Origin of the sequence: Pseudomonas rhizozeae (assembly GCF_031583775.1) — a bacterium.
Taxonomy (GTDB): Bacteria; Pseudomonadota; Gammaproteobacteria; order Pseudomonadales; family Pseudomonadaceae; genus Aquipseudomonas.
Map to the genome: position 1 here is coordinate 136,661 of NZ_JAVLSB010000069.1, position 25,011 is coordinate 161,671.

At 60.3% G+C, this 25,011-nt stretch carries 24 protein-coding genes and 1 pseudogene; 11 read left to right on the top strand and 14 right to left on the bottom strand.

The features are described 5' to 3' along the window. Window positions 1–58: 58 nt before the first annotated feature. Window positions 59–769 carry a hypothetical protein gene (locus RG836_RS24200; protein ID WP_310850212.1) on the bottom strand — a complete coding sequence of 237 codons (711 nt, stop codon included), beginning with the start codon at window positions 767–769 and terminating at the stop codon, window positions 59–61. Window positions 770–1,363: 594 nt separating this feature from the next. Between RG836_RS24200 and RG836_RS24205 the strand changes: the two genes are divergently transcribed. Next, window positions 1,364–1,990: a response regulator transcription factor gene (locus RG836_RS24205; RefSeq protein WP_310850213.1), complete on the top strand. Its 627-nt coding sequence runs from the start codon at window positions 1,364–1,366 to the stop codon at window positions 1,988–1,990. A gap of 149 nt (window positions 1,991–2,139) precedes the next feature. On the opposite strand, the gene RG836_RS24210 is transcribed toward RG836_RS24205, so the two are convergent. The 8 genes and pseudogenes from RG836_RS24210 to metG all read right to left on the bottom strand — a co-directional run bounded on the left by RG836_RS24210 (window position 2,140) and on the right by metG (window position 8,848). Further along, window positions 2,140–2,319, bottom strand: coding sequence for a PA3496 family putative envelope integrity protein (locus tag RG836_RS24210; protein ID WP_310850214.1), 180 nt, complete (start codon window positions 2,317–2,319; stop codon window positions 2,140–2,142). Window positions 2,320–2,426: 107 nt separating this feature from the next. Next, on the bottom strand, window positions 2,427–3,065 hold the full coding sequence (gene nth / locus RG836_RS24215; RefSeq protein ID WP_310850215.1) for an endonuclease III: 639 nt from the start codon (window positions 3,063–3,065) through the stop codon (window positions 2,427–2,429). 25 nt (window positions 3,066–3,090) lie between these two features. Continuing rightward, window positions 3,091–3,678, bottom strand: a complete 588-nt coding sequence (locus tag RG836_RS24220; protein ID WP_310850216.1) for an Rnf-Nqr domain containing protein — start codon at window positions 3,676–3,678, stop codon at window positions 3,091–3,093. Then, the gene (locus tag RG836_RS24225) at window positions 3,675–4,283 is read right to left on the bottom strand and encodes an RnfABCDGE type electron transport complex subunit G (protein WP_310850217.1); all 609 of its coding nucleotides are present in this window, start codon (window positions 4,281–4,283) and stop codon (window positions 3,675–3,677) included. The genes RG836_RS24220 and RG836_RS24225 overlap by 4 nt, the downstream gene beginning before the upstream one ends. Then, complete coding sequence (locus RG836_RS24230; protein WP_310850218.1) at window positions 4,280–5,272, bottom strand: RnfABCDGE type electron transport complex subunit D; 993 nt, start codon at window positions 5,270–5,272, stop codon at window positions 4,280–4,282. Before RG836_RS24230 ends, RG836_RS24225 begins: the two co-directional genes overlap by 4 nt. A 1-nt stretch (window position 5,273) precedes the next feature. After that, window positions 5,274–6,095: pseudogene (gene rsxB / locus RG836_RS24235) on the bottom strand (electron transport complex subunit RsxB); the annotation flags it as partial. After that, a complete protein-coding gene (locus RG836_RS24240) occupies window positions 6,092–6,667 on the bottom strand; it encodes an electron transport complex protein RnfA (RefSeq protein ID WP_310850219.1) in 576 nt (191 codons plus the stop codon). The pseudogene rsxB and the gene RG836_RS24240, both read right to left, overlap by 4 nt. A 129-nt stretch (window positions 6,668–6,796) precedes the next feature. Continuing rightward, window positions 6,797–8,848: a methionine--tRNA ligase gene (gene metG, locus RG836_RS24245; RefSeq protein WP_310850221.1), complete on the bottom strand. Its 2,052-nt coding sequence runs from the start codon at window positions 8,846–8,848 to the stop codon at window positions 6,797–6,799. A 227-nt stretch (window positions 8,849–9,075) separates the two neighbouring features. On the opposite strand from metG, the gene apbC reads away from it, so the two are divergent. Next, window positions 9,076–10,170 (top strand): iron-sulfur cluster carrier protein ApbC, encoded by a 1,095-nt coding sequence (gene apbC / locus RG836_RS24250; RefSeq protein WP_310850223.1) that lies wholly within the window; start codon window positions 9,076–9,078, stop codon window positions 10,168–10,170. Between the two features lie 127 nt (window positions 10,171–10,297). Here the strand turns inward: apbC and RG836_RS24255 are convergent, their stop codons facing one another. Then, window positions 10,298–11,056, bottom strand: coding sequence for an SDR family oxidoreductase (locus RG836_RS24255; RefSeq protein WP_310850224.1), 759 nt, complete (start codon window positions 11,054–11,056; stop codon window positions 10,298–10,300). A gap of 164 nt (window positions 11,057–11,220) precedes the next feature. On the opposite strand from RG836_RS24255, the gene RG836_RS24260 reads away from it, so the two are divergent. The 4 genes from RG836_RS24260 (at window position 11,221) to groL (ending at window position 14,728) form a co-directional block, all read left to right on the top strand. Next, entirely contained in the window at window positions 11,221–11,952 is a 732-nt protein-coding gene (locus tag RG836_RS24260) for a HugZ family pyridoxamine 5'-phosphate oxidase (protein ID WP_310850226.1), read from the top strand. 66 nt (window positions 11,953–12,018) lie between these two features. Continuing rightward, entirely contained in the window at window positions 12,019–12,495 is a 477-nt protein-coding gene (locus tag RG836_RS24265) for an FxsA family protein (RefSeq protein WP_310850228.1), read from the top strand. Window positions 12,496–12,741: 246 nt separating this feature from the next. After that, window positions 12,742–13,035, top strand: a complete 294-nt coding sequence (locus tag RG836_RS24270) for a co-chaperone GroES (protein ID WP_310850229.1) — start codon at window positions 12,742–12,744, stop codon at window positions 13,033–13,035. A 49-nt stretch (window positions 13,036–13,084) separates the two neighbouring features. Continuing rightward, complete coding sequence (gene groL / locus RG836_RS24275; protein ID WP_305446705.1) at window positions 13,085–14,728, top strand: chaperonin GroEL; 1,644 nt, start codon at window positions 13,085–13,087, stop codon at window positions 14,726–14,728. A gap of 123 nt (window positions 14,729–14,851) precedes the next feature. On the opposite strand, the gene RG836_RS24280 is transcribed toward groL, so the two are convergent. Beyond that, entirely contained in the window at window positions 14,852–15,595 is a 744-nt protein-coding gene (locus RG836_RS24280) for a phosphatase PAP2 family protein (protein WP_310850232.1), read from the bottom strand. A gap of 218 nt (window positions 15,596–15,813) precedes the next feature. Here RG836_RS24280 and colR point away from each other — a divergent pair, with 218 nt between their 5' ends. The 5 genes from colR (at window position 15,814) to RG836_RS24305 (ending at window position 19,526) form a co-directional block, all read left to right on the top strand. Then, window positions 15,814–16,497 carry a two-component system response regulator ColR gene (gene colR, locus RG836_RS24285; RefSeq protein WP_054045155.1) on the top strand — a complete coding sequence of 228 codons (684 nt, stop codon included), beginning with the start codon at window positions 15,814–15,816 and terminating at the stop codon, window positions 16,495–16,497. After that, a complete protein-coding gene (locus RG836_RS24290; protein ID WP_310850234.1) occupies window positions 16,487–17,758 on the top strand; it encodes a sensor histidine kinase in 1,272 nt (423 codons plus the stop codon). Before colR ends, RG836_RS24290 begins: the two co-directional genes overlap by 11 nt. A 148-nt stretch (window positions 17,759–17,906) precedes the next feature. Beyond that, on the top strand, window positions 17,907–18,575 hold the full coding sequence (locus tag RG836_RS24295) for a class I SAM-dependent methyltransferase (RefSeq protein WP_310850236.1): 669 nt from the start codon (window positions 17,907–17,909) through the stop codon (window positions 18,573–18,575). A gap of 4 nt (window positions 18,576–18,579) precedes the next feature. Next, the gene (locus tag RG836_RS24300) at window positions 18,580–19,293 is read left to right on the top strand and encodes a lipopolysaccharide kinase InaA family protein (protein ID WP_310850238.1); all 714 of its coding nucleotides are present in this window, start codon (window positions 18,580–18,582) and stop codon (window positions 19,291–19,293) included. Between the two features lie 2 nt (window positions 19,294–19,295). After that, window positions 19,296–19,526: a hypothetical protein gene (locus RG836_RS24305; protein ID WP_310850239.1), complete on the top strand. Its 231-nt coding sequence runs from the start codon at window positions 19,296–19,298 to the stop codon at window positions 19,524–19,526. Window positions 19,527–19,595: 69 nt separating this feature from the next. On the opposite strand, the gene RG836_RS24310 is transcribed toward RG836_RS24305, so the two are convergent. The 3 genes from RG836_RS24310 to RG836_RS24320 form a co-directional block, all read right to left on the bottom strand. Next, a complete protein-coding gene (locus RG836_RS24310) occupies window positions 19,596–22,622 on the bottom strand; it encodes a multidrug efflux RND transporter permease subunit (RefSeq protein ID WP_310850240.1) in 3,027 nt (1,008 codons plus the stop codon). A gap of 13 nt (window positions 22,623–22,635) precedes the next feature. After that, complete coding sequence (locus tag RG836_RS24315; protein ID WP_310850242.1) at window positions 22,636–23,784, bottom strand: efflux RND transporter periplasmic adaptor subunit; 1,149 nt, start codon at window positions 23,782–23,784, stop codon at window positions 22,636–22,638. Window positions 23,785–23,909: 125 nt separating this feature from the next. Beyond that, window positions 23,910–25,007 (bottom strand): DUF1513 domain-containing protein, encoded by a 1,098-nt coding sequence (locus tag RG836_RS24320; RefSeq protein WP_310850243.1) that lies wholly within the window; start codon window positions 25,005–25,007, stop codon window positions 23,910–23,912. Between the last annotated feature and the right edge of the window lie 4 nt (window positions 25,008–25,011).

Genomic DNA, 25,011 nt, shown 5'->3' on the forward strand with positions numbered 1-25,011 from the left:
AGGCCCTGTCTTGCTCCAAGACAGGGTCTTCGCGTTTCTGGAGGACACCGGGCGGATTTCACGCCGGATGCACTCGTGTCAGGTCCAGGGTGCTCAGGTTGTACATCAGGTGCAGCGATGAATGGCCTCGCGGCAGGTGCGGCGGCTCGTTGGGCACCGACAGGCGATCATCGATCAGGTACAGCACCATTTGCGCGACCGTACCGTTCTGAGAATCCTGTATCAGCGTCGCCAATTCCTCGCCACTGCTCAGGCATCGAGCATCGATCAACCGTACCTGTTTCAAATGCTTGGGTGGCGCCCAGTGAAACTCAGTGCACTGACAGTCACCCCCGACGTTCGCCACGGGCGGATCGGTGGTGGTTCGCGGGCGATGTCTGGGTTTTCTCGAACCGCTGCTCTCCGGTTGCGCGCAGGTTGAAGGGTTGGCCGGGCTGCGCTTCTTGAGGCTCTGGCGCATAGCCGTCCTTTTCTTCGGCGTCGCGCTGGGCGTTTTACCGTTCTCCGTGCGCGGGGCGTCGTCCATAGCCTTGATAAAGTGCTTGCCCTTTTCAAAGTCCGACGGTGCATACAGTGAGCGGTAGTTGAAATTCAGCGTGATAAAGAAAAGAAACAGCAGATAAAAAGGAAAGCTGATCAGGAACCAGACATAGGTTTCCCTCTCCTGATTGCCCAGAAAAGGCAAAGACACGGCTGCCGAGGTTTCAGATATTGCCGCAAAGATAGCGATAACCGTCATGGGGTTGGATATTCTCTTTTGAGATTTCATCTATAAGTGTGCTCGTGGGTGGTGAGTGGTCTCGAATATAAAGTTATGAGTGTTGTTGGATGTGCCGTGTTGTTGGTTCGTTAAGTTATTCCGTTGTATTAGCACTCGTTGTTGTCTGATTAATAGTGATGAATTCAGTACAGCTAAGATCAAACGCTTGCTTGATTCTATTTTAAGTATGGATAAGTAAGTTTTTTTGTGGGTGGCCATGTGTTATCAATTGTTTCAACTTGATCAATTGAAATATTCGAGTATTCAACGCCTGCGCAGGGGCGGCGCTGTTATTGAAAATATCGGTAACTCATTGAAGGTATTGTCAGCAGGGCCAAGTCACGAGAATGGCGTGTTATGGCGAATGTGGCCTGCTCCTCAGGTCGCTTAACGATACAAAATCAAATTGATTTTTTGCCGGGTGCCTGACTGAATGAGGTTTAACAGTGATTGTTTCCTCGTACTTCTTGTAGGACCGTTCCGCGTTGCTTGTAGGGAATGTCTCTCGCTGCAAGTGGGGGAGGGGCACGGCATCCCAAGGCGCAAGTGACTAGGCTATTGTGCGGGCTCTAAAAATTCGAACAGCGAAAATTGGACTTGCCCATGAATAAAGTGCTGATCGTGGATGATCACCCCGTCATTCGTCTTGCGGTGCGTATGCTGATGGAGCGCCATGGCTATGAAGTCATTGCAGAGACCGATAACGGCGTCGACGCATTGCAACTCGCTCGCGAACTAATGCCGGACATTGTCGTTCTCGATATCGGGATACCCAAACTTGATGGGCTCGAAGTCATCGCACGCCTGACATCGGCGGCCATGCCCATGAAAGTGTTGGTCCTGACTTCCCAGGCGCCGGGGCACTTTTCCATGCGCTGCATGCAGGCAGGGGCGGCGGGTTATGTCTGCAAGCAGCAGGACCTGACCGAAATGTTGAGCGCCATCAAGGCTGTTCTCTCGGGTTACAGTTACTTTCCCAATCAGGCTTTGCACACCGTTCGTTCAAGCCTGGGCAATGCCAGTGAGTCGGACATGGTGGATCGACTGTCTGGCAGGGAAATGATGGTTCTGCAGCAGTTGGCTCGGGGCAAGACCAACAAGGAAATCGCTGATGGCATGTTTCTCAGCAATAAAACCGTCAGCACTTACAAGACACGCTTGCTGTTGAAATTGAACGCGCGGTCGCTGGTCGACCTGATCGAATTGGCTCAGCGCAATGGGCTGGTCTGATGGTTTCCACGCCAGGGGCGAGGCGTGGCGGCTTCAGGGTTGGCGTAGTGGAAAATAGCGCGTTGACTACGCTTCAGGTTTTTCCAAGAACAGACCGTCGAGCGGCACACATACAGTAAAAAGCCTCCACATTGGGAGGCTTTTACGTACTAAAGATCAAAGTCGTAATCGGCCAATTGCTTTTGCAAACGGCGCTCTTCCAGCAAATTGTCGATAGTGCGGCGCTTGCTGAGATTGGTCTTCGCCACCTCCACCACGGGCTCGGCATCGTCGGCTTCGGCCGGGGTGAAGTCGTCTTCTACTTCCAGTTGTTCTTTGCCAGTGCTCATAACGTTAACTCCAGGCTAAGACTGCCGTTGGCGCTCCTTATATCGACATTCCACTGGCGGGTAAAAAAGATTTTTTCAATCGATAAATCAATAAAGCCAATAGCGCCTCAATCGTCGGAAGTTTTGTGCTTGTATTCGCACAGGTCCTCGATTCGGCAGCTGCCACACCGCGGCTTGCGCGCCAGGCACACGTAGCGCCCGTGCAGGATCAGCCAATGGTGGGAGTCGAGCAGGAATGGCTTGGGCACGAACTTCATCAGTTTGGCTTCGACCTCCACCACATTCTTGCCCGGTGCCAGCCCGGTGCGGTTGCTGACCCGGAAAATATGGGTGTCCACGGCCATGGTCAGTTGCCGAAACGCCGTGTTGAGCACCACATTGGCGGTTTTGCGCCCGACGCCGGGCAAGGCTTCCAGCTCTTCACGGGTTTGCGGCACTTCACCGCCGTGACGCTCCACCAGCAGGCGGCAGGTCTCGATGACATTCTTGGCTTTGCTGTTAAACAGGCCGATGGTCTTGATGTATTCCGACAGCCCTTCCACGCCCAAGGCATAAATCGCTGCCGGCGTATTGGCCACCGGGTACAACCTGGCGGTGGCCTTGTTGACGCCGACGTCGGTCGACTGCGCCGACAGAATCACGGCGATCAGCAACTCGAATGGCGAGGAATAGGCCAGTTCGGTCTTCGGTTCCGGATTGTCTTCGTGCAGCCTGCGGAAAATTTCCAGACGTTTTGCGGCATTCATGGGCCAAACGTTTCCTTGAAAGCGGTCAATGTGAACGATGTCTGCCGGTCCAGGCTTGCCGGGCGGCGAATAACAATCCCAGTAGCAGCAAGCCACCCGGCACCAGGACCGCCAAGCGCAATCCGCCATCGGCCGCCAGTACCCATCCGCCAGCATTGGAGGCGCTGACACCGGCGAGCCAGGCCAGATGGCTGCCCAGAGTGCCGTGGCCGATCACTTCCCGCAACAGGCCCAGGCCGATCAGCAGGGCGCCAACCCAACCGGCCTGGCGCACGCGCTCAGCCAAGCGTTGCTGGAAAAAGCCGTTGTACTCCAGCACCAGGCATTGCAGGGCAATCAGGCCCAGATAGAGACCGAGCCGTTGCTGCAACTCGAGCGACCACACCTGGACCGCCAGTTGCGCGCAGGTCGTTAAGCTCGCGGCCAGGATCACCGCGCCGATCGGCCGAAGCGTGTTCAGCAACCGGGGGCGCAACACAGCCATGCCCATGCCATACGCACCCAGGATCGCCACCGCCAACATCCATAGCGCCAGCGCCGTGACCAGCGAATCAGTAACCCCCAGCAACGGCGCCAGTACCAGTGAGTGACGCAGATTCGCGGTGCGGCTCATGGCGCCTTCTCCCCGAGCAACGCCAAACGGTGCTCATCGAAATAGCGCAGGCCGTCATGAATGGCGTTGACCGCCGCCCGAGAGGTCAGGGTCGCGCCGGCGATCTGATCGAACGCGCCCGCATCCTTCTTCAAGGCCCACTGATTGGCCGCAGGCTCGGCGAGGGATTTTCCGGTGAACGTCTGCAGCCAGGCGTTAGGCCACTCGCCAATGCGCCCGCCCAACCCCGGCGTCTCGCCTTGCTTAATCGTCTTGACCCCGAGCAAGTGTCCATTGACGTCGATGGCCAGCAGCAACTCGATGGTGCTGCTGTATCCCGTGGTCTGGCTGCGCAACAACACCGCCGCCGGGCGGCCGGTGCGAGTCGCCAGATATCCGCCGAGCAATGTGCTGTGAGCGAGTTCGGTATTGCTCAGGGCCAGCGGTTGTTGCAGCGGTTGGTTGTCGAAACTCGACGGTGGCAGCAAATCGAACAGTTGGCGGCTGTCGATGGCGTGTCGTTGCGCCTCGACCGGGCCGGCGCTGAGCCGTTGCAACCCATAGCTCGCCGCCAGTCCGAGGCTGGCGAGCGTGGTGAGTGCGACGATGCTCAGGGTTCGGTTCATGCCGTACTCCGGACCCGACGGCGCTCGGCGAAACGGTCCAGCGCGGGCACGCACAGGTTCATCAACAGCACGGCGAATGCCACGCCGTCGGGATAACCGCCCCACGTGCGAATCAAGTAAATCAGGACGCCCATGGCGACACCAAACCACAGCCGCGCCAACGGGTTTTTCGCTCCCGAAACGGGCTCGGTGGCGATAAAAAACGCGCCGAGCATAGTCGCGCCGCTCAGCAGGTGAAACAACGGCGAGCCATGGGAGTCCGAACCGGACCCGTTCCAGCACAGCAAACTGATGATGAACAAGCCGCCGAGCACGCCCACCGGGGCATGCCAGGTGAAGACTTTGCGTTGCAGCAGGAAAATGCCGCCGAGCAGAAAGCCGAGGTTGATCCATTCGACACCGTGCCCGCCGAAGCGGCCAAATCCGGGATTGTTGGCGAACAATTCATCCATGGTCAGGCTCTTGTTGACCCGCAGGCTGTCCAGCGCCGTAGCCTGTGCCCAGGCATCCGGCGCGGCGCTCGATTGCCAGCCAAAGATTTGCGCCAGGCCCGCCGACAGATCTACGCCATGGACGACCGGCCAGTGCGTCATCAATGACGGGAAAGCCACCAGCACCAGCGCATAGCCGAGCATCGCCGGGTTGAACGGGTTTTGCCCGACACCGCCGAACAGGTGCTTGCCGAACAGCATCGCGGCGGCGCAAGCACTGACGGTCAGCCACCACGGGCAATACGGCGGCATCGCCAGCGCCAGCAGCGTAGCGGTGACCAGCGCACTGCCGTCGCTCAATGCGGCTCTCAGTGCTCGCCCGCGTAGGCGCAACACCCAGGCTTCCACCGACAGTGCAGTTATGGCGGCCAGCGCCAGGTTCAGCAACACGCCCCAGCCAAACACCCAAAGCATCGCCAACGAACCCGGCAGGGTCGCGAGCAGGACCATTTTCATGGCCTGTTGCAGGCGCTCGTCCACAGGCTCAAGGGGCGGCATGGGCGGATTCCAGCCGGGCGAGGGCCTGCTCCGCCGTTTCGAATTGCTGCTGCAACAGGATCAGTTGCGACTGCTGTTCGAAGGTCGGCGGATGGCCGAACGCCTTGAGCGATTTGTTCAATTGCGCACGACTCATGGCCAGGTCGATCTTGGCTTTTTTCAGCGCCGCGTCGGCATTCGCGGCTTTTTGCGCGCGTACCCGCTCAAGTGCGGCCTGGACCGGATTCGCAGTGACGGCGTTTAGCTGGGCCTGCGGCGGGTGCTGCGCGCGGGCCAGGCGTTCGGCCTGCTTCTGCAGTTCTTCGCGAAGCAGGCGGGCGTTGCGTTGTTCGAACCGGCGCCGGGCGTGAGCACGCTTGGCGTTGCGGGCCCGTTGCTCATCGAGACTGGCTGCGAGACCGCCGACAATCGGCAGTACCTCGGCAGTATTCAATGGGCGCATTTCAATGCAGTCCACTGGGCACGGTGCCACGCACAGGTCGCATCCGGTGCACTCATCGATGATCACCGTGTGCATCAGTTTTGCCGCGCCGACGATGGCATCCACCGGGCAGGCCTGGATACACTTGGTGCAGCCAATGCACTCGGTCTCGCGGATGTAGGCGATTTGCGCTGGCGCCGAACCACGGCTCACGTCCAGTTGCAGCACCGGCACTCGCAGCAGTTGCGCCAGTGCCGCGATGGTTTCATCGCCGCCCGGTGGGCACTTGTTGATCGACTCGCCGCTGGCAATGCCTTCGGCGTAGGGCTTGCATCCGGGATGCCCGCACTTGCCGCATTGGGTTTGCGGCAGCAGGGCATCGATGCGTTGAATCAGACTCATGTTTTGATCAGCCCGCTGAATCCGAGAAAAACCACGGCCATCAGTCCGGCGCCGATCAACTCGATCGGCAGGCCGCGAAAGGGCGTGGGGATATCGTTGTCGCGGATGCGCATCCGCAGGTCACTGAACAGGCTCAGCACCAGCCAGAATCCCAGGCCGCCGCCGAGACTCAGCGCGATGGCTTGGGCCAGCCCCGGATCGTGCTGGGCGTTGAGCAGGGCCACGCCGAGGATCCCGGCATTGCCGAGCAATAGCGGCCAGAGCCCGGTGAACGACCAACCCGGCAGCGCTCGGCCAAGCAGCCGCAACACCGGAGCAATCAGCAGCACGCTCAGCGGCAGAAACACAAACAACTGCAACGCGCCCAGTTCCAGCGGCACTAGCAGCCAATGATAGAGCGCATAGCCAACGCTGCCGCTGATCAGCATCAACACGGCGCTGGCCAGCCCCAATGCGTGGACCCGTCGGCGCACCTGCGGCGCATTCAGCAGCGGATCGACGCCCAGCGGCCAGTGCAACGCGAGGTTGTTGAGCAGGGCGGCGCTGATCATCGTTAGCAGAATATCGGTCATGTTCGTGTCGGTTCGGCGAAGGCCTGTCGCCTCAAGGTTAGGCCTTATCCGGCCCGCGAGGAGGGCCGCGCCGATATGAAAATCCCCCCGACGCGGCACGCCGCGCGGGGGGATCGATGTTACCGGGGCTTACTTGATCCGTTGACCCGGCTTGGCGCCGCTGTCCGGGCTCAGCAGGTAAATTTCTTCACCGCCAGGGCCGGCCGCCATCACCATGCCTTCGGAGATGCCGAAACGCATCTTCCTTGGCTTGAGGTTGGCGATCATCATGGTCAGGCGACCTTCGAGCTTGGCCGGATCCGGGTAGGCACTCTTGATCCCGGAGAACACGTTGCGCTGCTCGTCACCGATGTCCAGGGTCAGGCGCAACAGTTTGTCGGCACCTTCCACGGCTTCGGCCTTGAGGATCAGCGCAACCCGCAAGTCGATGGCGGCAAAGGCGTCGAACTCGATTTCCGGGGACAGCGGATCCTTGGCCAGTTCGCCGTTGCCGGCAGGCATGGTTTCACCGGTGTCGGTCTGGCTGGCGGCCAGGTCTTCCTTGGAGGCGTCGGTCATGGCTTGCACTTTTACCGGGTCGATGCGGGTCATCAGCGGCTTGAATTCATTCAACTGATGGTTGCTGAGCAGGGTGGCGTGGTCTGCCCAGGTCAGCGGCGCGACGTTGAGGAACGCCTCGGCATCGGCGGCCAGCAGCGGCAGCACCGGTTTGAGGAAGATCACCAACTGGCGGAACAGGTTGATGCCCAGCGCGCAGATGGCCTGGACTTCATCATGCTTGCCTTCCTGTTTGTTCAGCGACCACGGCGCCTTGTCGGCGATCCAGGCGTTGGCGCGGTCGGCCAGGGCCATGATTTCGCGCATGGCGCGGGCGAAATCGCGGTTTTCATAGGCGTCGGCGATGCTTGGCGCCGCAGCGAGGAAGGCGTCGGTCAGTTCCGGCGCGGCATTGCCCGCCACCAGCACGCCGCCGTTGCCTTTCTGGATGAAACCGGCGCAACGGCTGGCGATGTTGACGACCTTGCCCACCAGGTCCGAGTTGACCTTCTGCACGAAGTCCTCGAGATTCAGGTCGAGGTCATCGACGCCACGGCCGAGCTTGGCCGCGTAGTAGTAGCGCAGGTATTCCGGCGACAGGTGATCGAGGTAGGTCCGGGCCTTGATGAAGGTGCCACGGGACTTGGACATTTTCTGGCCATTGACGGTCAGGTAGCCGTGCACGTTGATCCCGGTCGGCTTGCGATAGCCGGCGCCTTCCAGCATCGCCGGCCAGAACAGGGCGTGGAAATTGACGATGTCCTTGCCGATGAAGTGGTACACCTCGGCGGTCGAATCCTTGTTCCAGAACGCGTCGAAGTCCAGCTCCGGCGTGCGGTCGCACAGGTTCTTGAAGCTGGCCATGTAGCCGATCGGCGCGTCCAGCCAGACGTAGAAATATTTGCCAGGCTCGCCGGGAATTTCGAAACCGAAGTACGGCGCGTCACGGGAGATGTCCCACTGGGTCAGGCCAACGTCCAGCCATTCGGCGAGCTTGTTGGCCACCGCGTCCTGCAAGGTGCCGCTGCGGGTCCATTCCTGCAGCATCTGCTGGAAGTCCGGCAGCTTGAAGAAGAAGTGCTGGGAATCCTTGAGCACCGGCGTCGCCCCGGAAATCGCCGATTTCGGGTCTTTCAGGTCGGTTGGTGCGTAGGTGGCGCCGCATTTTTCGCAGTTGTCGCCGTACTGGTCTTCGGTGCCACATTTAGGGCAAGTGCCCTTGATGAAGCGGTCGGCCAGGAACATTTTCTTTTCCGGGTCGAAATACTGGGTCACCGACCGTTGGTCGATGTGCCCGGCGTCACGCAGCTTCAGGTAGATCTGGCTCGACAGCTCACGGTTTTCTTCGGAGTGGGTGGAGTGGAAATTGTCGAAGTCCACCAGGAAATCGGCAAAGTCGGCGCTGTGTTCAGCCTGGACGTTGGCGATCAGTTGTTCCGGGGTGATGCCTTCCTTCTCCGCGCGCAACATGATGGCCGAACCGTGGGCGTCGTCGGCGCAGACATAAATGCACTGATTGCCGCGGTGCTTCTGGAACCGCGTCCACATGTCGGTCTGGATGTATTCCAGCATATGGCCGAGGTGAATCGAACCATTGGCATAGGGCAGGGCGCTGGTGACGAGGATCTTGCGTGGCTCGGACATGGGGCTCGGCTACTTGATGAAACGGAGGTCGGCCACTATAAAGCGCCGGCGCATATTTTTCACCCCGTGTGCCTGTTTCCGAATGCGGCATCTGCAAAAAAAAACGGCTATGGATGAACTCGCTCCGGGCGCGCTTTTGTGGCGAGCGAGCAAGCTCCCTCGCCACGGGAATCGGTTCGCCGTAGGATACCCGGCATCTTTTCCCAGTCTTGTTACCGGAGTTGCCCATGAGCGCCGTCAATCGCGCAGCGGTGGAAGCCGTCCTTAGCCAGTACACCGACCCTTACCTGAATCAGGATCCGGTCAGCGCCGGGTGCGTGCGCAACATCGAGATCCAGGGCGACCGTGTCACGGTGCAACTGGAAATCGGCTACGCCGCCGGGCTGTTCAAAAGTGGCTGGGCGCAGATGCTGCAAATGGCTATCGAGCACCTCGACGGCGTGACCACGGCCCGGGTCGAGGTCACCAGCGTGATCGCCGCGCACAAGGCCCAGGCGCAAATTCCTGGCCTGGTCAACGTCAAGAACGTAGTCGCCGTGGCGTCCGGCAAGGGCGGCGTCGGCAAGTCGACCACCGCCGCCAACCTGGCGCTGGCGCTGTCGCGCGAGGGCGCCAAGGTGGGGATTCTCGACGCCGACATCTATGGCCCGAGCCAAGGCATCATGTTCGGCATTGCCGAAGGCACGCGGCCGAAGATCAAGGATCAGAAATGGTTCGTACCGATCGAGGCGCATGGCGTGGAAGTCATGTCCATGGCCTTCCTGACCGACGACAACACGCCGATGGTCTGGCGCGGGCCGATGGTCTCCGGTGCGTTGTTGCAACTGGTCACCCAGACTGACTGGGGCAACCTTGACTACCTGGTGATCGACATGCCGCCAGGCACCGGTGACATCCAGTTGACCCTGGCACAGAAAGTCCCGGTGGCCGGCGCCGTCATCGTCACCACCCCGCAAGACCTGGCGTTGCTCGACGCACGCAAAGGCGTGGAGATGTTCCGCAAGGTCAACATCCCGGTGCTGGGCGTGGTGGAAAACATGGCCGTGCACATCTGCTCCAACTGCGGCCATGCCGAGCACCTGTTCGGCGAAGGCGGGGGCGAGAAGCTGGCGACCCAATACGGCGTGGAACTGCTGGCGTCGTTGCCGCTGGACATGGCCATCCGCGAACAGGCGGACGGCGGAAAACCCACGGTGATCGCTGAGCCGGACAGCCCGATTGCCATGGTCTACCAGGAACTGGCGCGGCACGTTGGCGCGCGGATTGTGCTGCAGGAAGCGGCCAGCCCGGCGATGCCGACGATTACCGTGAGTGACGATTAATCACTGAACAAACGCGGTCCTGAGTTGGAGCGAGCCTGCTCGCGAATTCGGTATGTCAATCAACAGAAGTGTTGGCTGACAAGCACCTTTCGCGAGCAGGCTCGCACACATTTGTCAGGCGGTGATTCTAGATCCGCAACCCGCCATCCATCTCCAGAATCCGCCCGGTGTAGTAGTCGTTCTCGAAGATGTACACCGCCGAATGGGCGATTTCTTCGGGTTTGCCCATGCGCTTGAGCGGAATCCCGGAAGTCATTTTCTCCAGCGCTTCCGGCTTCATGCCCAGGGTCATCTCGGTTTCGATGAAGCCCGGGGCGATGCCCGCCACGCGGATGCCGTAGCGCGCCAGTTCCTTGGCCCAGGTCACGGTGGCCGCGGCGACCCCGGCCTTGGCGGCGGAGTAGTTGGTCTGGCCAACGTTGCCGGCGCGGGAGATCGACGAAATGTTGATGATCGCGCCGCTGTTGTTCAGCTCGACCATTTTTGCCGCGACCTCACGAGTGCACAGGAACACGCCAGTCAGGTTGACGTCGATCACCGCCTGCCACTGCGCCAGGGTCATCTTGGTCATTTCGCCGTCCTTGACCTTCAGCAGCAGACCATCGCGCAGGATCCCGGCGTTGTTGACCAGACCGTGAATCGCGCCAAAGTCCTCGGCCACCTGGGCGACCATGTGCGTCACCTGTTCTTCATTGGCGACGTTGCACAGGTAGCTGCGGGCCTCGACGCCCTTGGCCTGGCACGCGGCTACGGCGGCGTCGAGTTTTTCCTGATTCAGGTCCACCAGCGCCAGGCGGGCGCCTCTGTCGGCGAAATACTCGGCCATCGAGCGGCCCAAACCCTGGCAACCGCCAGTGATAATGATTACTTTGTCAGTGAGTTGCATTCGCAGGCCTCGGTCGCAGGTCGAAGGGTTTCCTTGGTCTAGAGAGCCTCTCGATCTGCGCCGCACAGGCTGGCTGCACATGAGAACTGCCCCGATGGCGTGCTGGAACCAAACCCCAGGCGCCCGTCCGTTTTTTCGACGGATTCTATTTAAGGAGTCATAAATTGAGCGTTGAAGCTGCCAAGCATGCCCGAGAATTGCTGCTCAAGGAATACCGTGGAGTGCTCTCGACGCATTCCAAAGCAATGCCCGGTTTTCCCTTTGGCTCGGTGGTTCCTTATTGCCTGGACGAGCAGGGCCGGCCTTTGATCCTGATCAGCCGCATCGCCCAGCACACCCACAACCTGCAAAAAGACCCTAAATGTTCATTGTTCGTCGGCGAACGCGAGGCCGATGACGTACAGGCAGTCGGTCGCCTGACTTACCTGGCACAAGCGCACAAGCTTGAGGACAGCGCCACCGTCGAGTCCGCCGCCGAACGTTACTACCGATATTTCCCGGAATCCCAGAGCTATCACACGGCCCACGATTTCGATTTCTGGGTGCTGGAGCCGGTGCGCCACCGTTACATCGGCGGTTTTGGCGCGATTCATTGGGTGGATCAACTGACCCTGGCCAATCCGTTTGCCGGCAAGGCGGAGATCAGCATGGTCGAGCACATGAACGCCGACCACGGCAAAGCCATCGCGCACTACGTGCAACTGGCTGGCCTGCCGAACGCCGAGCCGGCGCAACTGGCGGGTATCGACACCGAAGGCATGCACCTGCGCATCGGCCAAGGGCTTTACTGGCTGCCGTTCCCGCAAGTTTGTAATACGCCGACACAAGTGCGCGAAGCCTTGGTTTTCCTGGCTCACGCTGAGTCCTGGCCGAAAAAGGCCGCCGTCGACGCTTGAATTCACGAAACGGCGACGTCATCTACGGTCTACTAGCAAGGCATTCTTGCGTTGAGGAACCATTTGATGCGCCCTTTTTTATTGCTCTTTCTGCTGTTTCCGGTGTTGGAGCTGTTCGTTTTCGTCAAAGTCAGCGGTGCGATCGGGTTTTTCCCGGCCCTGCTGTTAATCATTCTCGGCTCGATGCTCGGCGTGTTCGTGCTGCGCATCGCCGGGCTGGCCACGGCACTGCGTGCCCGTGAAAGCCTGAACCGCGGCGAGTTGCCTGCGCAGACCATGCTCGAAGGGCTGATGCTGGCTCTGGGCGGCGGGCTGTTGATCCTGCCGGGGTTCATCAGCGACGTCTTGGGCCTGGTGATGTTGCTGCCGATCACCCGCCGGGTGCTGGCCAACAAAATGCGCCGGCGCGCCGAAGAGCAAGCCATGCGCCAACGGGCGTTCGCCGACGACCTGCAACCGCGCGGCGGCCCTGTTCCCCGTGAACCGCTGGGGCGTGAGCCGAACGTGATCGAAGGCGAATTCGAACACCGCGATTCCAAGTAAACCGTTTCACCGACACGGCACCTTCGGGTGCCGTGTTTTATTTGCGGCCCATGATGAAAAAAATCAGCGGCCTGCCCTTGTAATAAGCTTATGCGCCCTTATGTAACGGTCACCGCAAGGTTTCTGGCAATCACGCCAGACAGACTTCCGCGGTTCGCTTGACGAACCGCACCCGGCACCGCCGGATTTGTTAAACCCGCCGGGATTACACCGGCCGATGAAAACCACAATTAGGAGAGATCGACAATGAAGCTTCGTCCTCTGCATGACCGCGTCGTCGTCCGTCGCAGCGAAGAAGAAAAGAAAACCGCTGGCGGTATCGTCCTGCCAGGTTCGGCTGCTGAAAAGCCAAACCAGGGCGAAGTCCTCGCCGTAGGTCCAGGCAAAGCTCTGGAAAACGGCGAAGTGCGTCCGCTGTCTGTAAAAGTAGGCGACAAGGTTGTGTTCGGCCCTTACTCCGGCAGCAACACTGTGAAAGTTGACGGCGAAGACCTGCTGGTTATCGGCGAAAGCGAAATCCTCGCTGTTGTCGAAGGCTGATTCCCCGCTCATTTTCCCGCTACTACAAAGTATTTAAGGAATATCGATCATGGCTGCTAAAGAAGTTAAATTCGGCGATTCCGCCCGTAAGAAAATGCTCGCCGGTGTCAACGTCCTGGCTGACGCAGTAAAAGCGACCCTAGGCCCGAAAGGCCGTAACGTGATCATCGAGAAGAGCTTCGGCGCACCGACCATCACCAAGGACGGCGTGTCCGTCGCTAAAGAAATCGAGCTGAAAGATCGCTTCGAAAACATGGGCGCGCAGCTGGTCAAAGACGTTGCCTCCCGTGCCAACGATGACGCGGGCGACGGCACCACCACCGCCACCGTTCTGGCTCAGTCGATCGTCAACGAAGGCCTGAAAGCCGTCGCTGCCGGCATGAACCCGATGGACCTCAAGCGCGGCATCGACAAAGCGACCATCGCTATCGTCAAAGAGCTGAAAGCCCTGTCCAAGCCTTGCGCTGACACCAAGGCAATCGCTCAGGTCGGCACCATCTCTGCCAACTCCGACAGCTCCATCGGCGACATCATTGCTGAAGCCATGGAAAAAGTCGGTAAAGAAGGCGTGATCACCGTTGAAGAAGGCTCGGGCCTGGAAAACGAACTGTCGGTTGTCGAAGGCATGCAGTTCGACCGTGGCTACCTGTCCCCGTACTTCGTCAACAAGCCGGAAACCATGACCGCCGAACTCGACGGTCCGCTGATCTTGCTGGTCGACAAAAAGATCTCGAACATCCGCGAAATGCTGCCAGTGCTGGAAGCCGTTGCCAAAGCCGGCCGCCCACTGCTGATCGTGGCCGAAGACGTTGAAGGCGAAGCCCTGGCGACTCTGGTTGTGAACAACATGCGCGGTATCGTCAAAGTCGCCGCCGTCAAGGCGCCAGGCTTCGGCGATCGTCGCAAGGCCATGCTGCAGGACATCGCTGTCCTGACCGGCGGTACCGTGATCTCCGAAGAGATTGGCCTGAGCCTGGAAAGCACTACCCTGGAACACCTGGGTAATGCCAAGCGCGTGATCCTGTCGAAAGAAAACACCACCGTGATCGACGGTGCCGGCGTTGAGGCTGACATCCAGGCTCGCGTTCTGCAGATCCGTCAGCAAGTGGCCGACACTTCGTCCGACTACGACCGTGAAAAACTGCAAGAGCGTCTGGCCAAGCTGTCGGGCGGCGTTGCAGTGATCAAGGTTGGCGCTGGCTCCGAAGTTGAAATGAAAGAGAAGAAAGCCCGCGTTGAAGACGCCCTGCACGCTACCCGTGCAGCCGTTGAAGAAGGCGTGGTACCTGGCGGCGGCGTGGCACTGGTTCGTGCCCTGCAAGCCATCAGCGAGCTGAAAGGCGACAACGATGACCAGAACGTGGGCATTCAGTTGCTGCGTCGCGCTGTTGAAGCGCCACTGCGCCAGATCGTTGCCAACTCCGGCGACGAGCCAAGCGTTGTGGTCGACAAGGTCAAGCAGGGTTCGGGTAACTACGGTTACAACGCTGCCACCGGCGAATACGGCGACATGATCGAAATGGGCATCCTGGACCCGGCCAAAGTGACCCGTTCGGCTCTGCAAGCGGCTTCGTCGATTGCCAGCCTGATGATCACCACCGAAGCCATGATCGCCGAGATCAAGGAAGACGCTCCAGCTGGCGGCGGCATGCCTGACATGGGCGGCATGGGCGGTATGGGCGGCATGATGTAAGCCAGCCTTACCCCTGAACTGAAAAACCCCGCCGGCGCAAGCCAGCGGGGTTTTTTATTGCCCGAATTTCTTCAGCCCACCCGGGATCCCCGTGGGAGCGGGCTTGCCCGCGATGGCGGCAGCTCAGGCGCCGATGGGGTCCGCGGTGACGGCTTTCTCAGCCCTCAACCCCGGCCGATACAAAATGTAGTAGTAAGACCCCAGGCAAATCAGCCAACAAAAAATCGCCGTCCACACGTTGTGCGAAAAGAAATGCGCGCCTTGCATCATCCGGCTCACGGAAAACACCGTGCCCAAGGCGAAGGCAAATATAAATGCTCGGCGCGCCAGTTTCGGGCGACGATCACGCAGCGCGAAAAACAACGCAAACAGAGTAAACCCGGTCGCCGCATGGCCACCCGGCCAGCACCGCCCTGGCTTGTCCGTAGCCGGACGTGGGCTGAGCAATTCGCTGTAGGTTTCATGGCCACCGAATTGCTCCAGGCTCCACGGGCATTGCACCGCCGTGACCACTTTCACTGGGGTGACAAAAGACGTGGCCAGCCCCAGCGACAGCACCAGGCAACCCAGTTCGCGCTTGAACGGTTTGAGCCGCTGGGAAAAAAACGAACCGATAAAACCGAGGACCGCCAGTAACGAGAAAACGATCACCCCCTCCTTGGCGCGGTCATGGAGGATGTCTTCCAGAAAGTAGCTGTGGCGACCGATGAAGTCGCCGGCGACCGGGTCGTAAAACAGCTTCGCCAGGTTCATGTCCAGGTCGGTCAGTTCCAGCAATACAAGAATTGCCGCGGCGACCGCGGGCATGCCCAGGCACAGCCAGAAATTCAAGGGCCGGGAGGCCGGACGCAGAGCAGTTGAGGGCATGGCATTTCCTTCAGGAGGGCAGGTGGAGACAGCGCATTGGGGGCGAGTCTGGCGTCTCGGCTGTCGGCGCTCCGTGAACCGAGGGTGAAAAACTCGTCAAGCGCGCCTCGCTCCTGCCGGCCGAGATTGGCCAACGCACGCAGGCCTAGCGGCGAGCTACGCTTGGCCGTAAGCTGCGCGGGCCATGACGGCCGAAACGGCCTAAGCAGGAGAACCCGATGCGAATTCTGTTGGTTGAAGACAACCGCGATATTCTCGCCAACCTGGCGGATTATCTCGGGCTCAAGGGCTACACCGTCGATTGCGCGCAGGACGGTCTGTCCGGTTTGCACCTGGCCGCCACCGAGCATTACGACCTGATCGTGCTCGACATCATGCTGCCAGGCATCGACGGCTACACCCTGTGCAAACGCCTGCGCGAAGACGCCCGCCGTGACACGCCGGTGATTATGCTGACCGCCCGCGACCAACTGGATGATCGCCTGCAGGGCTTCAAGTCTGGCGCCGACGACTACCTGATCAAACCCTTCGCCCTGTCGGAGCTGGCGGCGCGCATCGAAGCGGTCATGCGCCGTGCCCAGGGCGGCGGTCGCCGGGCCCTGCAGGTCGGGGATTTGAGCTACGACCTCGATACCCTCGAGGTCACCCGCGAAGGTCGCTTGCTCAAACTCAATCCGGTGGGCCTCAAGCTGCTGGCGGTGTTGATGCAGAAGAGCCCGCATGTGCTGCGGCGTGAGATTCTCGAGGAAGCCCTGTGGGGCGATGACTGCCCGGACAGCGATAGCCTGCGCAGCCACGTTCACCAATTGCGCCAGGTGATCGACAAACCGTTCGCCAAACCGCTGCTGCAAACCGTGCACGGCGTAGGTTACCGCTTGGCCGAGGGCCGAGATGGAGTTTAAACAGAGCCTCGCCCAACGGATCATCATCGCCTTCGCGTTGATGAGCGCGTTGGTGGCGGGAGCCTTCGCCATGGGCATCGTGGCGACCGTGCACCTGGTCGAAGAAAAGCTGATTTCCGCTGGCCTCGGCGGCGACTTGCAGCGGCTGCTGCTGATGGACAGTGTCTCGGACTGGAGCCATCGGCCAGAGCCCGACCAATTGTTCTATTTCAGCGGCGGCCCCGGTGATTTCGATGTGCCCAAGGACTTGCGGCATCTCGATCCGGGCTTCCATGAGGTGTTTCGCGAACAGCTGTCGTACCACGCCATGGTCGAAGTGGTGGATGGCCGCCGCTACGTGCTGCTGCAGGACCAGAGTGACTTCGAAGAACGCGAGCGAGTGTTGTTTGCCGTGGTGTTGGTGGGCTTTGTCCTGAGCCTGGCGCTGGCGGTGTTCCTCGGCTGGGTGCTGGCTCGTCGGGTGATGGCACCCGTGGTGCGCCTGGCCCGCCAGGTGCGCCACCGCGACCAGTTGCTCGGGCTGGCGCCACCCTTGGCCCCGGATTACGCCGCCGACGAAGTCGGTGAATTGGCCGTGGCGTTCGATGCCACCTTGGGCCGCCTGCGCCAGGCCTTGAACCGCGAGCGGCTGTTCACCAGCGACGTTAGCCACGAATTGCGCACGCCGCTGATGGTGCTCGCCAGTTCCTGCGAGTTGTTGCTGGAAAACCCCGGCATCGATCAACGGGGCAAGGCGCAAGTCGAGCGGATTGCCCGTGCCTGCGAAGAGATGCGCGAATTGGTGCAGACCTTCCTGATGCTGGCCCGCGCGCAACACGAAGACTCTGGCATGTCTCCGCAACTGTCGTTGGGGCAGGCGGCTGAGGAATTGCTGTGCATCTGGCGCGAGCCGATCGAAAAGAAAGGTCTGGAGCTGATCTTCGTGCGCGGCGAGCCCTCCGAAGTGCGGTACAACGCGACTTTCCTGTTTGCGGTGATGGGCAACCTGCTGCGCAACGCGCTGCACTACACCGAACATGGCTTCATCCGGCTGACCCTCACCCCCAGCGGCTTTATGGTCGAGGACACCGGGGTGGGCATTCCCGAGGAAAAACGTGAGGCGATGTTCGAACCGTTCGTGCGAGGCACCGAAAAACGCGGCGAAGGCCTCGGCCTAGGGCTTTCCCTGGTGCAGCGGATCTGCGAGAACCAAGGCTGGGTGGTCAGCCTCAGCACCATGGACCCGAGTGGCTGCCGTTTCCAGGTAGAACTCAATCCCTAGCGCGCCGAATCGGCGCTGGCCTTATACTGGCCCCTGTAAAACCTTGAAATAGTTCGGGGTTTTACATGACAAAGTTTTCACAAAGTCATGACCTGACGCTGACGTGCGGCTACCTAAGGTAGTCGTCATCAGTTCAGGAGACATGATGATGAGCACCCCGATCAAACTCGACTTTTCCGAAAAATACGATGACGCCCACGCCCAGCGTTATTTGCGCAAGCATCAGGACGGCCTTGGCCGAAAGCTTTCGCACTGGCGCGATGAACAACTGGCGCGGCGCGCATTGGCCATGGCGGGCGAGCCTGGGCTGGTGCTCGATTTGCCCTGCGGCGCGGGCCGCTTCTGGCCGCTGCTGGCGGAGAAACACAACCGTGTGATCATCGGCGCTGATAATTCCGAGTCGATGGTCAAGATCGCCACGGCCGCTCAACCGGCCGAAGTGGTAAAACGGGTACAACCCTTGCACACTTCTGCGTTCGACATCGCCTTGCCTGATAACGCCGTCGATAGCATTTTCTGCATGCGTTTGCTCCATCACATCGGTGAAGCCGAGCATCGACTGGCGATTCTTCGTGAATTCCAGCGCGTGACCCGTGACAGCGTCATCATTTCCCTGTGGGTCGATGGCAATTTCAAAGCGTGGAAACGCAAGCGCGCAGAGCGCCGGCGTGGGCAGGAAGGTTACCAAAACCGTTTTGTGTTACCGGCGGCTACGGTCGAAGAAGAATTCAAACAGGCCGGTTTCCGTATTCAGGAACAACTGGACTTTATCCCGCTCTATGCGATGTGGCGGGTATATGTCTTACGCAAGAGGTAACAGGATGGTAGTGCAAGGTGCAGCAGAACATGAGGCGGTTCCTGAGGATCGCTTTGAATACTTCTGGAACCAGCGGGGCGAGTGGGTCGAAGAGCCCAATGTGCGCCGCGGTGGCGAAAGTGGTGTGCAGCGCATCAAAAGTGCGGACGGCCAGTTACTGTACGCCAAGCGGCAGACCGGGCACATCTATCGCAGCTACCTGCATCCGTTCGGTCGCCCGACCGTGCTGCGGGAGCTGGATGCGCTGACCGGCCTGCACAAACTCAAGGTGCGAGTCCCGGAAATCGTTTTCTGTGGTGCCCAGCGTGATCCGGTGCACCAATGGCGCGCGTTGCTGGTGACCAAGTCGCTGGACGGGTTCGAGGAAATCGAACACTGGTACGCCGGTGGCGGTCGTGAGCGCCACGGCGAAGCGGTCCACGACCGTGTACTCAAAGACCTGGCCGAGAACCTGGCGCGCATGCATCGCGGCCGCTGGCAGCACAGTTGCCTGTATATCAAGCACGTGTTCGTGCGCGTAGTCGGCGAAGGCGAGAACGCAGTAGTCGAAACGGCTTTGCTGGATCTGGAGAAGTGCCGTCAGCGCCTCACTGCCCGGCGCGCGGCGTCCCACGACATGAAGCAACTGCGCCGCCATTCGTCGTTCGCGGCGGCAGACTGGAAGAAACTCGTCTACTTTTATGAGACGGCGTTTGGCAGCGCTATCAAAGGTTTATAGCGATGAAACTCGAAATTGCACGAGGTTTGTTTCTAGTGGGAGCCTTGGCAGTTGCATCGTTAGCGGTGGCGGCCTGGGAGCAGCCTCGCTCGCAGGTCATCGGGGCGGATCACAATGACTGTCCATTGCCCCGGTTGAGTAAGTCACCCATGGCCTCGGAAGTTACCAGTCCGGACCATGACTTGCTGTTGTTCATGTTCGGCTTGTCCCAGGGCATGAAACCGCAGAGCTGACCGATTGCAGGTTACACAAAAGGCCTCGCTCAAATGCGAGGCCTTTTTTGTGCCCGGATTTGTACCCGGTCAAACCTTATCCGGCTTCGCCAGCAACGTGTAAACGCAGGGCAGTACGAACAGGGTAAACAAGGTCCCGATCGACATGCCGGTGGCGATCACCGTGCCGATGTCGAAGCGGCTTACCGCACCCGCGCCGCTGGCCAGGATCAGCGGCACCATGCCGAACACCATCGCCGCGGTGGTCATCAGCACCGGTCGCAGACGAATCGCCGCGGCTTCCTCCACCGCTTCACGGGCAGACAAGCCTTTGTCCTTGCGCAACTGGTTGGCGAACTCGACGATCAGAATGCCGTGCTTGCTGATTAACCCGATCAAGGTCACCAGCCCGACCTGGGTGTAGATGTTCATGCTCGACCAGCCGAGGAACAACGGGATCAACGCCCCGCAAATCGACAGCGGCACCGTCACCAGAATCACTAGCGGGTCGCGGAAGCTTTCGAACTGCGCCGCCAGCACCAGGAAAATGATCGCCAGCGCCAGCGCGAAGGTCACCCACAGCGCACTGCCTTCCTGTACGTATTGCCGCGAAGCGCCGGCGTAGTCGAAGGCAAAGCCCGCCGGTGCTTCTTCCTGGGCGATCTGGCGCACAGTGTCGATCGCTTCGCCCATGCTCACCAAGGGGAAGCCCGAGATCTTGGCCGCGTTGAGTTGCTGGAATTGATTGAGCTGGCGCGGCCGGGCGCGATCGCTGACTGTGATCAGTGTCGACAGCGCCAGCCGTTCGCCCTTGTTGTTCTTCACGTAGTAGTTGTTGAGCCAGTCGGGATTCTCCCGGAACGGCCGTTCGACCTGGGCGATCACCTTGTAGCTGCGGCCATCAATGGTGAAGCGATTGATTTCCGCTTCGCCGAGCATGGTCGCCAGGGTGCCGCCGAGGTCCTGCATCGACACGCCCATTTGCGCGGCTTTGGCGCGGTCGATATCGACCACCACTTCCGGTTTGTCGAAAGCCAGGTCGACGTCGACAAACGCGAACTTACCTGACTCCACGGCGCGTTTTTTCACTCGGTCCGTCACTTGCAGCAGCGACTCATAGTCGTTGGCGCTGTTAATGATGAACTCGAACGGCAGACCCTCACCGGTGCCGGGAAGGGACGGCAGGTTGAAGCCGAAAATCTGCAGGCCTGGGATGCTTTCCAGTCGCGCTTGCACTTGCGGCAGGATTTCCATCTGCGTGCGGTCGCGCTCGTTCCAGGGTTTGAGCAGGAAACCGCCAATCCCCGATTGCACGCCGTTGTAGCCGTTGATCTGGAACGAGGAGTAGTACTCGGGAAACTCTTTGAAAATCGTGATGAATTGGTCGGTGTAGGTGTTCAGGTAGTCGAGGTTGGTCGGCTGCGGGGCGTTGGCGATCATGAAGATGATGCCCTGATCCTCGTCTGGCGCCAGCTCCGATTTGGTGAATTTAAGCAGCACCGGGATCAGGCACAGCACGATCACCGCGAACACCAGAACCACCGGCCGGGTATTGAGCGTGCCGTGCAGGGCGCTCTGGTAGCGGCGCTTGAGGCTATCGAAGATCAGGTCGAGGCGATGGGCCAGGCCAGACGGGTTTTCGTCGTGGCGCAGCAACACGGCACACATCATCGGCGACAAGGTCAGGGCGACGATCCCGGAAATGACCACCGCCCCGGCCAGGGTCAGGGCGAACTCCTTGAACAGCGCGCCAGTCAGCCCGGTCAGGAAGCCGATTGGCGCGTACACCGCCGCCAGGGTAATGGTCATCGACACCACCGGCATGGCGATCTCCCGGGCGCCTTCCAAGGCGGCGTCCATCGGCGTCTTGCCTTCCTCGATGTGGCGGTGAATGTTCTCCACCACCACGATCGCGTCGTCCACCACCAGACCGATCGCCAGAACCATCGCCAGCAAGGTCAGCAGGTTGATCGAGTAGCCCATCAACTGCATGAAAAACATCACGCCGATCATCGACAGCGGAATGGTCACCACCGGGATCACCACCGAGCGGAACGCCCCGAGAAACAGGAACACCACGACGATCACGATCAGCACTGCTTCGAACAGGGTTTTCACCACTTCGTCGATCGAGGCCTGGATGAACAGGGTGGCGTCGTAAGCAATTTCGCTCTTGAGGTTCGGCGGCAGCTGGGCTTCCAGCTCCGGCATGATCTTGCGTACTTCCTTGATCACGTCCAGCGGGTTGGCGCCGGGGGTGGCCTTGATACCGATGTACACCGATGGTGTGCCGCCGAACGAGCTGATGGAGTTGTAGTTCTCTGCGCCCATTTCCACCCGCGCTACGTCCCGCAGCAATACGCGGCTGTCGCCGTCGACCTTGAGCGGGATCGCGCCGAACGCTTCGGCGGATTTCAATTCCGTGTTGGCGTTGATGCTGGTGACCACGTACTCACCCTTCACTTCGCCGGCGGCGGAGAGAAAGTTGTACTGGCGCACCGCCGTGCTGACATCGCTGGCGGTCAGGCCGAAACCGGCGAGTTTTCCCGGGTCTAGCCACAAGCGCATGGCGAACAGCTGGTTACCGAGGATTTCCGCCTCGGCCATGCCGGGCAGGGTGGCGAGTTTCGGCTGGATGACCCGCGACAGGTAATCGGTGATCTGCGGGTTGTTCAGTTCCTTACTGAAGAAGCTGATGTACATCAGCGCCGACGCATCCGCCGCCTCTTTGCTCAGGACCGGGTCTTCGGCGTCCTGGGGCAACTGGTTCTTCACCTCGTTGGCCTTGGCCAGCAACTCGGTAAACAAACGGTCGCTGTTGGAACCGATGCGCGCGTAGATCGAGATCACCGAGAAATTCTGGCGGCTGACCGAGGTCATGTAGTCGATGCCTTCCGCGCTCGCCAGGCTTTGCTGCATCGGCTGGGTGATGTAGCCCTGGATGGTTTCCGCGTTGGCCCCGGGGTAAGCGGTGGTAACGGTGATCAGGGCGTTTTCCATCTGCGGGTACTGGCGCAGCGGCAGCTTGCTCCAGGCCTGGAAGCCCAGCAGCACAATCAACAGGCTGACCACGGTGGCGAGCACCGGGCGGCGGATGAACGGATCGGTAAAAGCCATGGGAATTCCTTGATCAGTCGGTACGTGGCCGGCTGTTCTTATCGGTCAGGGTCTTGTCGTCGCTGATGGCGATGTGCGCGCCATTGTCCAGTTTGATCTGGCCGGCGGTGACCACTTGCTCGCCGCTTTGCACGCCTTTGGTGATCATCACCCAGCCATCGCGGCGCTCACCGGTTTCAATGAAACGTCGCTCGGCGATCAGGATCGGCTGGCCCTTGTCGTCTTTTTCGAGGCTGCCGTCACTGGCCTTTTTCTGCGCCACTACATAGGCGGAATTACCGTAGAGGGTGTAGGTGATCGCGCTCTCCGGCAGCACGATGCGGTTCTGCGGGTCGGGCAAGATCACTTGCAGGCTGGCGAACATGCCGGGGAACAATTTGCCGTCCGGGTTGGCCAGGGTCGCGCGCACCAGCACATTGCGCGTGCTGTCTTCGACCTTGGGATTGATCGCGCTGACAGTGCCGGTGAAGGTCTCGGCGGGGTAGGCGGAAACGTTGATCTGCACCCCTTGGCCGATGGCGATTTTCGGCAGCGATTGTTCCGGGATATAGAAGTCGGCATAGAGGCTGCTGAGGTCCTGCAGAGTTGCGATCACCGTGCCGCTGGCCAGGTAATCGCCGACGTCCACCTGACGAATGCCGATGGTGCCGCTGAACGGCGCGACGATGTGTTTCTTCGCCAGCGACGCCTTGAGCTGGTTGACCGTGGCTTTATTCTTCTGCAACTGCGCCGAAAGGCGGTCGTACTCGCCTTTGGATATCGCCTGGCTGCCGATTAACTGGCTGCCCCGGCCAAAGTCCAGTTGCGCGAGCCCGAGGTCGGCCTGGGCGGTTTCCAGCAGAGCGCTTTCGACGGCGCTGTCGAGTTGCACCAGCGGTTGTCCGGCCTTGACCTTCTGCCCTGACTGAAACTGCACGTCTTTGACGGTGCCGGCGATCTCCAGGCTCAGGTCCACCCCTTGCAGGGCCTTGAGCGAGCCAATCGTGGGCAAGCGACTTTGCCACGGGCGTTCGGACGCAGTAGCCACGGCTACATTGATCGGCGGTTTCGGGGCGGAAAAGCCCTGGATCAGGGTGTACACAGAGAAAGCTTTGTAACCGGCCAGGACTAGCACGATCAGCAACACGATACCCAACATGATCAGCATGCGGCGGCGCAGCATAGTTCCATTTCCTTGGACAGAATCAGGTGAGACAGGCGGGCACATTACTCTGAGTGCGACGGTGATTCCAGAGACCCGTTTTTACCGGATATGCCCCGCGCCGGAGAAGACGCGGGAACCAGCGCTTAGATCAGGTGCAAGTGGTTGTCCCAGAGCCCTGCAGGCAAGTCGAGCGGTTTTGCGACAAGGTTTTGCTGGCGGCAATCGTAGTAGCGGCAGCGACCCTGGCCGGAAGTCACGACGAAACCGTCCGCCACCGCCCCGACCCCGGCGCAGTCCGGCAATGGTGCGTCGAGGCGCACTTCACCGCTGTCCAGGTCCCAGATGAAAAAGCGGTTGCCCCGTGGCGCAGTGAGCGCGACCAGTCGCAACTCGCTGTGCACCGCGACGCTGGCGGTGTAGTGCCCCATGGCCTGCAATTGCTCATCGGCCACCGGGAAGGCCACGAACGGCTGCCCTGGGCGCTTGATCGCCAACAACTCGGAGCGCTCCTGGGAGGGCCCCATGAATTGCTGGCCGGCGACGATCGTGCCATCGCTGGCGATCCCCATATGGCGCACGCTGTTCATCTGCTGGCCGAGTGTTTCCTTGCTGATCAACGTGCCGTCGCGCTGCATCAGCACCAGGCTCGGCTCCATGGCGTTGAGGTTCATCTCGACCCGGCTTTCAGCTTCAGTGCGAATCCCGCCATTGGCCACCACCAAGGTCTCGCCATCGGGCATCCACGACACCTGGTGCGGGCCGATGCCATGGGTAGAAATCTCGCCGCTGTGCACCAGCCGTTCGCCTTCGAACTTGTACACCCCGAGCAGGCCACGGCCCGGGTCAGTGGTGTCGTTTTCAGTGGCGTACAGCCAGTCGCCGTCCTGGTGAATCACTGCATGGCCGTAGAAATGCCGGTTGGGCTGCGAAACGATGGTTTGCAGCAGCGTCCCGTCGCGCAGGTCGACCAGATAGCTTTCAGTACCCGGCCGCCGCGCCACAAATAACGCGATCGGCTGGGTTGGGTGGTTGATGATGTCGTGGCAACGCTGGCCAACCTCAGTGGCGAACACCTGGGTGCCATCCAGCCGATAGCCGACCGCGTAGTGCTTGCCGTCAGTGTCGTCCCTTGCGGACAACAGCAGCGGGCTGTGGTCCTTTTGCTTGAACAGCTTCCAGCCACCCAGCGTCACTGCTCCCAGCAGCAAACTCCCTAAAGTCAGAGCCTGACGTCGCAGCATGGCG

Bases quoted from the DNA above. Each gene is read 5' to 3' on its own strand.
- RG836_RS24200 (WP_310850212.1), bottom strand. From the start codon at position 769: ATGAAATCTCAAAAGAGAATATCCAACCCCATGACGGTTATCGCTATC.
- RG836_RS24205 (WP_310850213.1), top strand. From the start codon at position 1,364: ATGAATAAAGTGCTGATCGTGGATGATCACCCCGTCATTCGTCTTGCG.
- RG836_RS24210 (WP_310850214.1), bottom strand. From the start codon at position 2,319: ATGAGCACTGGCAAAGAACAACTGGAAGTAGAAGACGACTTCACCCCG.
- nth (WP_310850215.1), bottom strand. From the start codon at position 3,065: ATGAATGCCGCAAAACGTCTGGAAATTTTCCGCAGGCTGCACGAAGAC.
- RG836_RS24220 (WP_310850216.1), bottom strand. From the start codon at position 3,678: ATGAGCCGCACCGCGAATCTGCGTCACTCACTGGTACTGGCGCCGTTG.
- RG836_RS24225 (WP_310850217.1), bottom strand. From the start codon at position 4,283: ATGAACCGAACCCTGAGCATCGTCGCACTCACCACGCTCGCCAGCCTC.
- RG836_RS24230 (WP_310850218.1), bottom strand. From the start codon at position 5,272: ATGCCGCCCCTTGAGCCTGTGGACGAGCGCCTGCAACAGGCCATGAAA.
- RG836_RS24240 (WP_310850219.1), bottom strand. From the start codon at position 6,667: ATGACCGATATTCTGCTAACGATGATCAGCGCCGCCCTGCTCAACAAC.
- metG (WP_310850221.1), bottom strand. From the start codon at position 8,848: ATGTCCGAGCCACGCAAGATCCTCGTCACCAGCGCCCTGCCCTATGCC.
- apbC (WP_310850223.1), top strand. From the start codon at position 9,076: ATGAGCGCCGTCAATCGCGCAGCGGTGGAAGCCGTCCTTAGCCAGTAC.
- RG836_RS24255 (WP_310850224.1), bottom strand. From the start codon at position 11,056: ATGCAACTCACTGACAAAGTAATCATTATCACTGGCGGTTGCCAGGGT.
- RG836_RS24265 (WP_310850228.1), top strand. From the start codon at position 12,019: ATGCGCCCTTTTTTATTGCTCTTTCTGCTGTTTCCGGTGTTGGAGCTG.
- RG836_RS24270 (WP_310850229.1), top strand. From the start codon at position 12,742: ATGAAGCTTCGTCCTCTGCATGACCGCGTCGTCGTCCGTCGCAGCGAA.
- groL (WP_305446705.1), top strand. From the start codon at position 13,085: ATGGCTGCTAAAGAAGTTAAATTCGGCGATTCCGCCCGTAAGAAAATG.
- RG836_RS24280 (WP_310850232.1), bottom strand. From the start codon at position 15,595: ATGCCCTCAACTGCTCTGCGTCCGGCCTCCCGGCCCTTGAATTTCTGG.
- colR (WP_054045155.1), top strand. From the start codon at position 15,814: ATGCGAATTCTGTTGGTTGAAGACAACCGCGATATTCTCGCCAACCTG.
- RG836_RS24290 (WP_310850234.1), top strand. From the start codon at position 16,487: ATGGAGTTTAAACAGAGCCTCGCCCAACGGATCATCATCGCCTTCGCG.
- RG836_RS24295 (WP_310850236.1), top strand. From the start codon at position 17,907: ATGAGCACCCCGATCAAACTCGACTTTTCCGAAAAATACGATGACGCC.
- RG836_RS24300 (WP_310850238.1), top strand. From the start codon at position 18,580: ATGGTAGTGCAAGGTGCAGCAGAACATGAGGCGGTTCCTGAGGATCGC.
- RG836_RS24305 (WP_310850239.1), top strand. From the start codon at position 19,296: ATGAAACTCGAAATTGCACGAGGTTTGTTTCTAGTGGGAGCCTTGGCA.
- RG836_RS24310 (WP_310850240.1), bottom strand. From the start codon at position 22,622: ATGGCTTTTACCGATCCGTTCATCCGCCGCCCGGTGCTCGCCACCGTG.
- RG836_RS24315 (WP_310850242.1), bottom strand. From the start codon at position 23,784: ATGCTGCGCCGCCGCATGCTGATCATGTTGGGTATCGTGTTGCTGATC.
- RG836_RS24320 (WP_310850243.1), bottom strand. From the start codon at position 25,007: ATGCTGCGACGTCAGGCTCTGACTTTAGGGAGTTTGCTGCTGGGAGCA.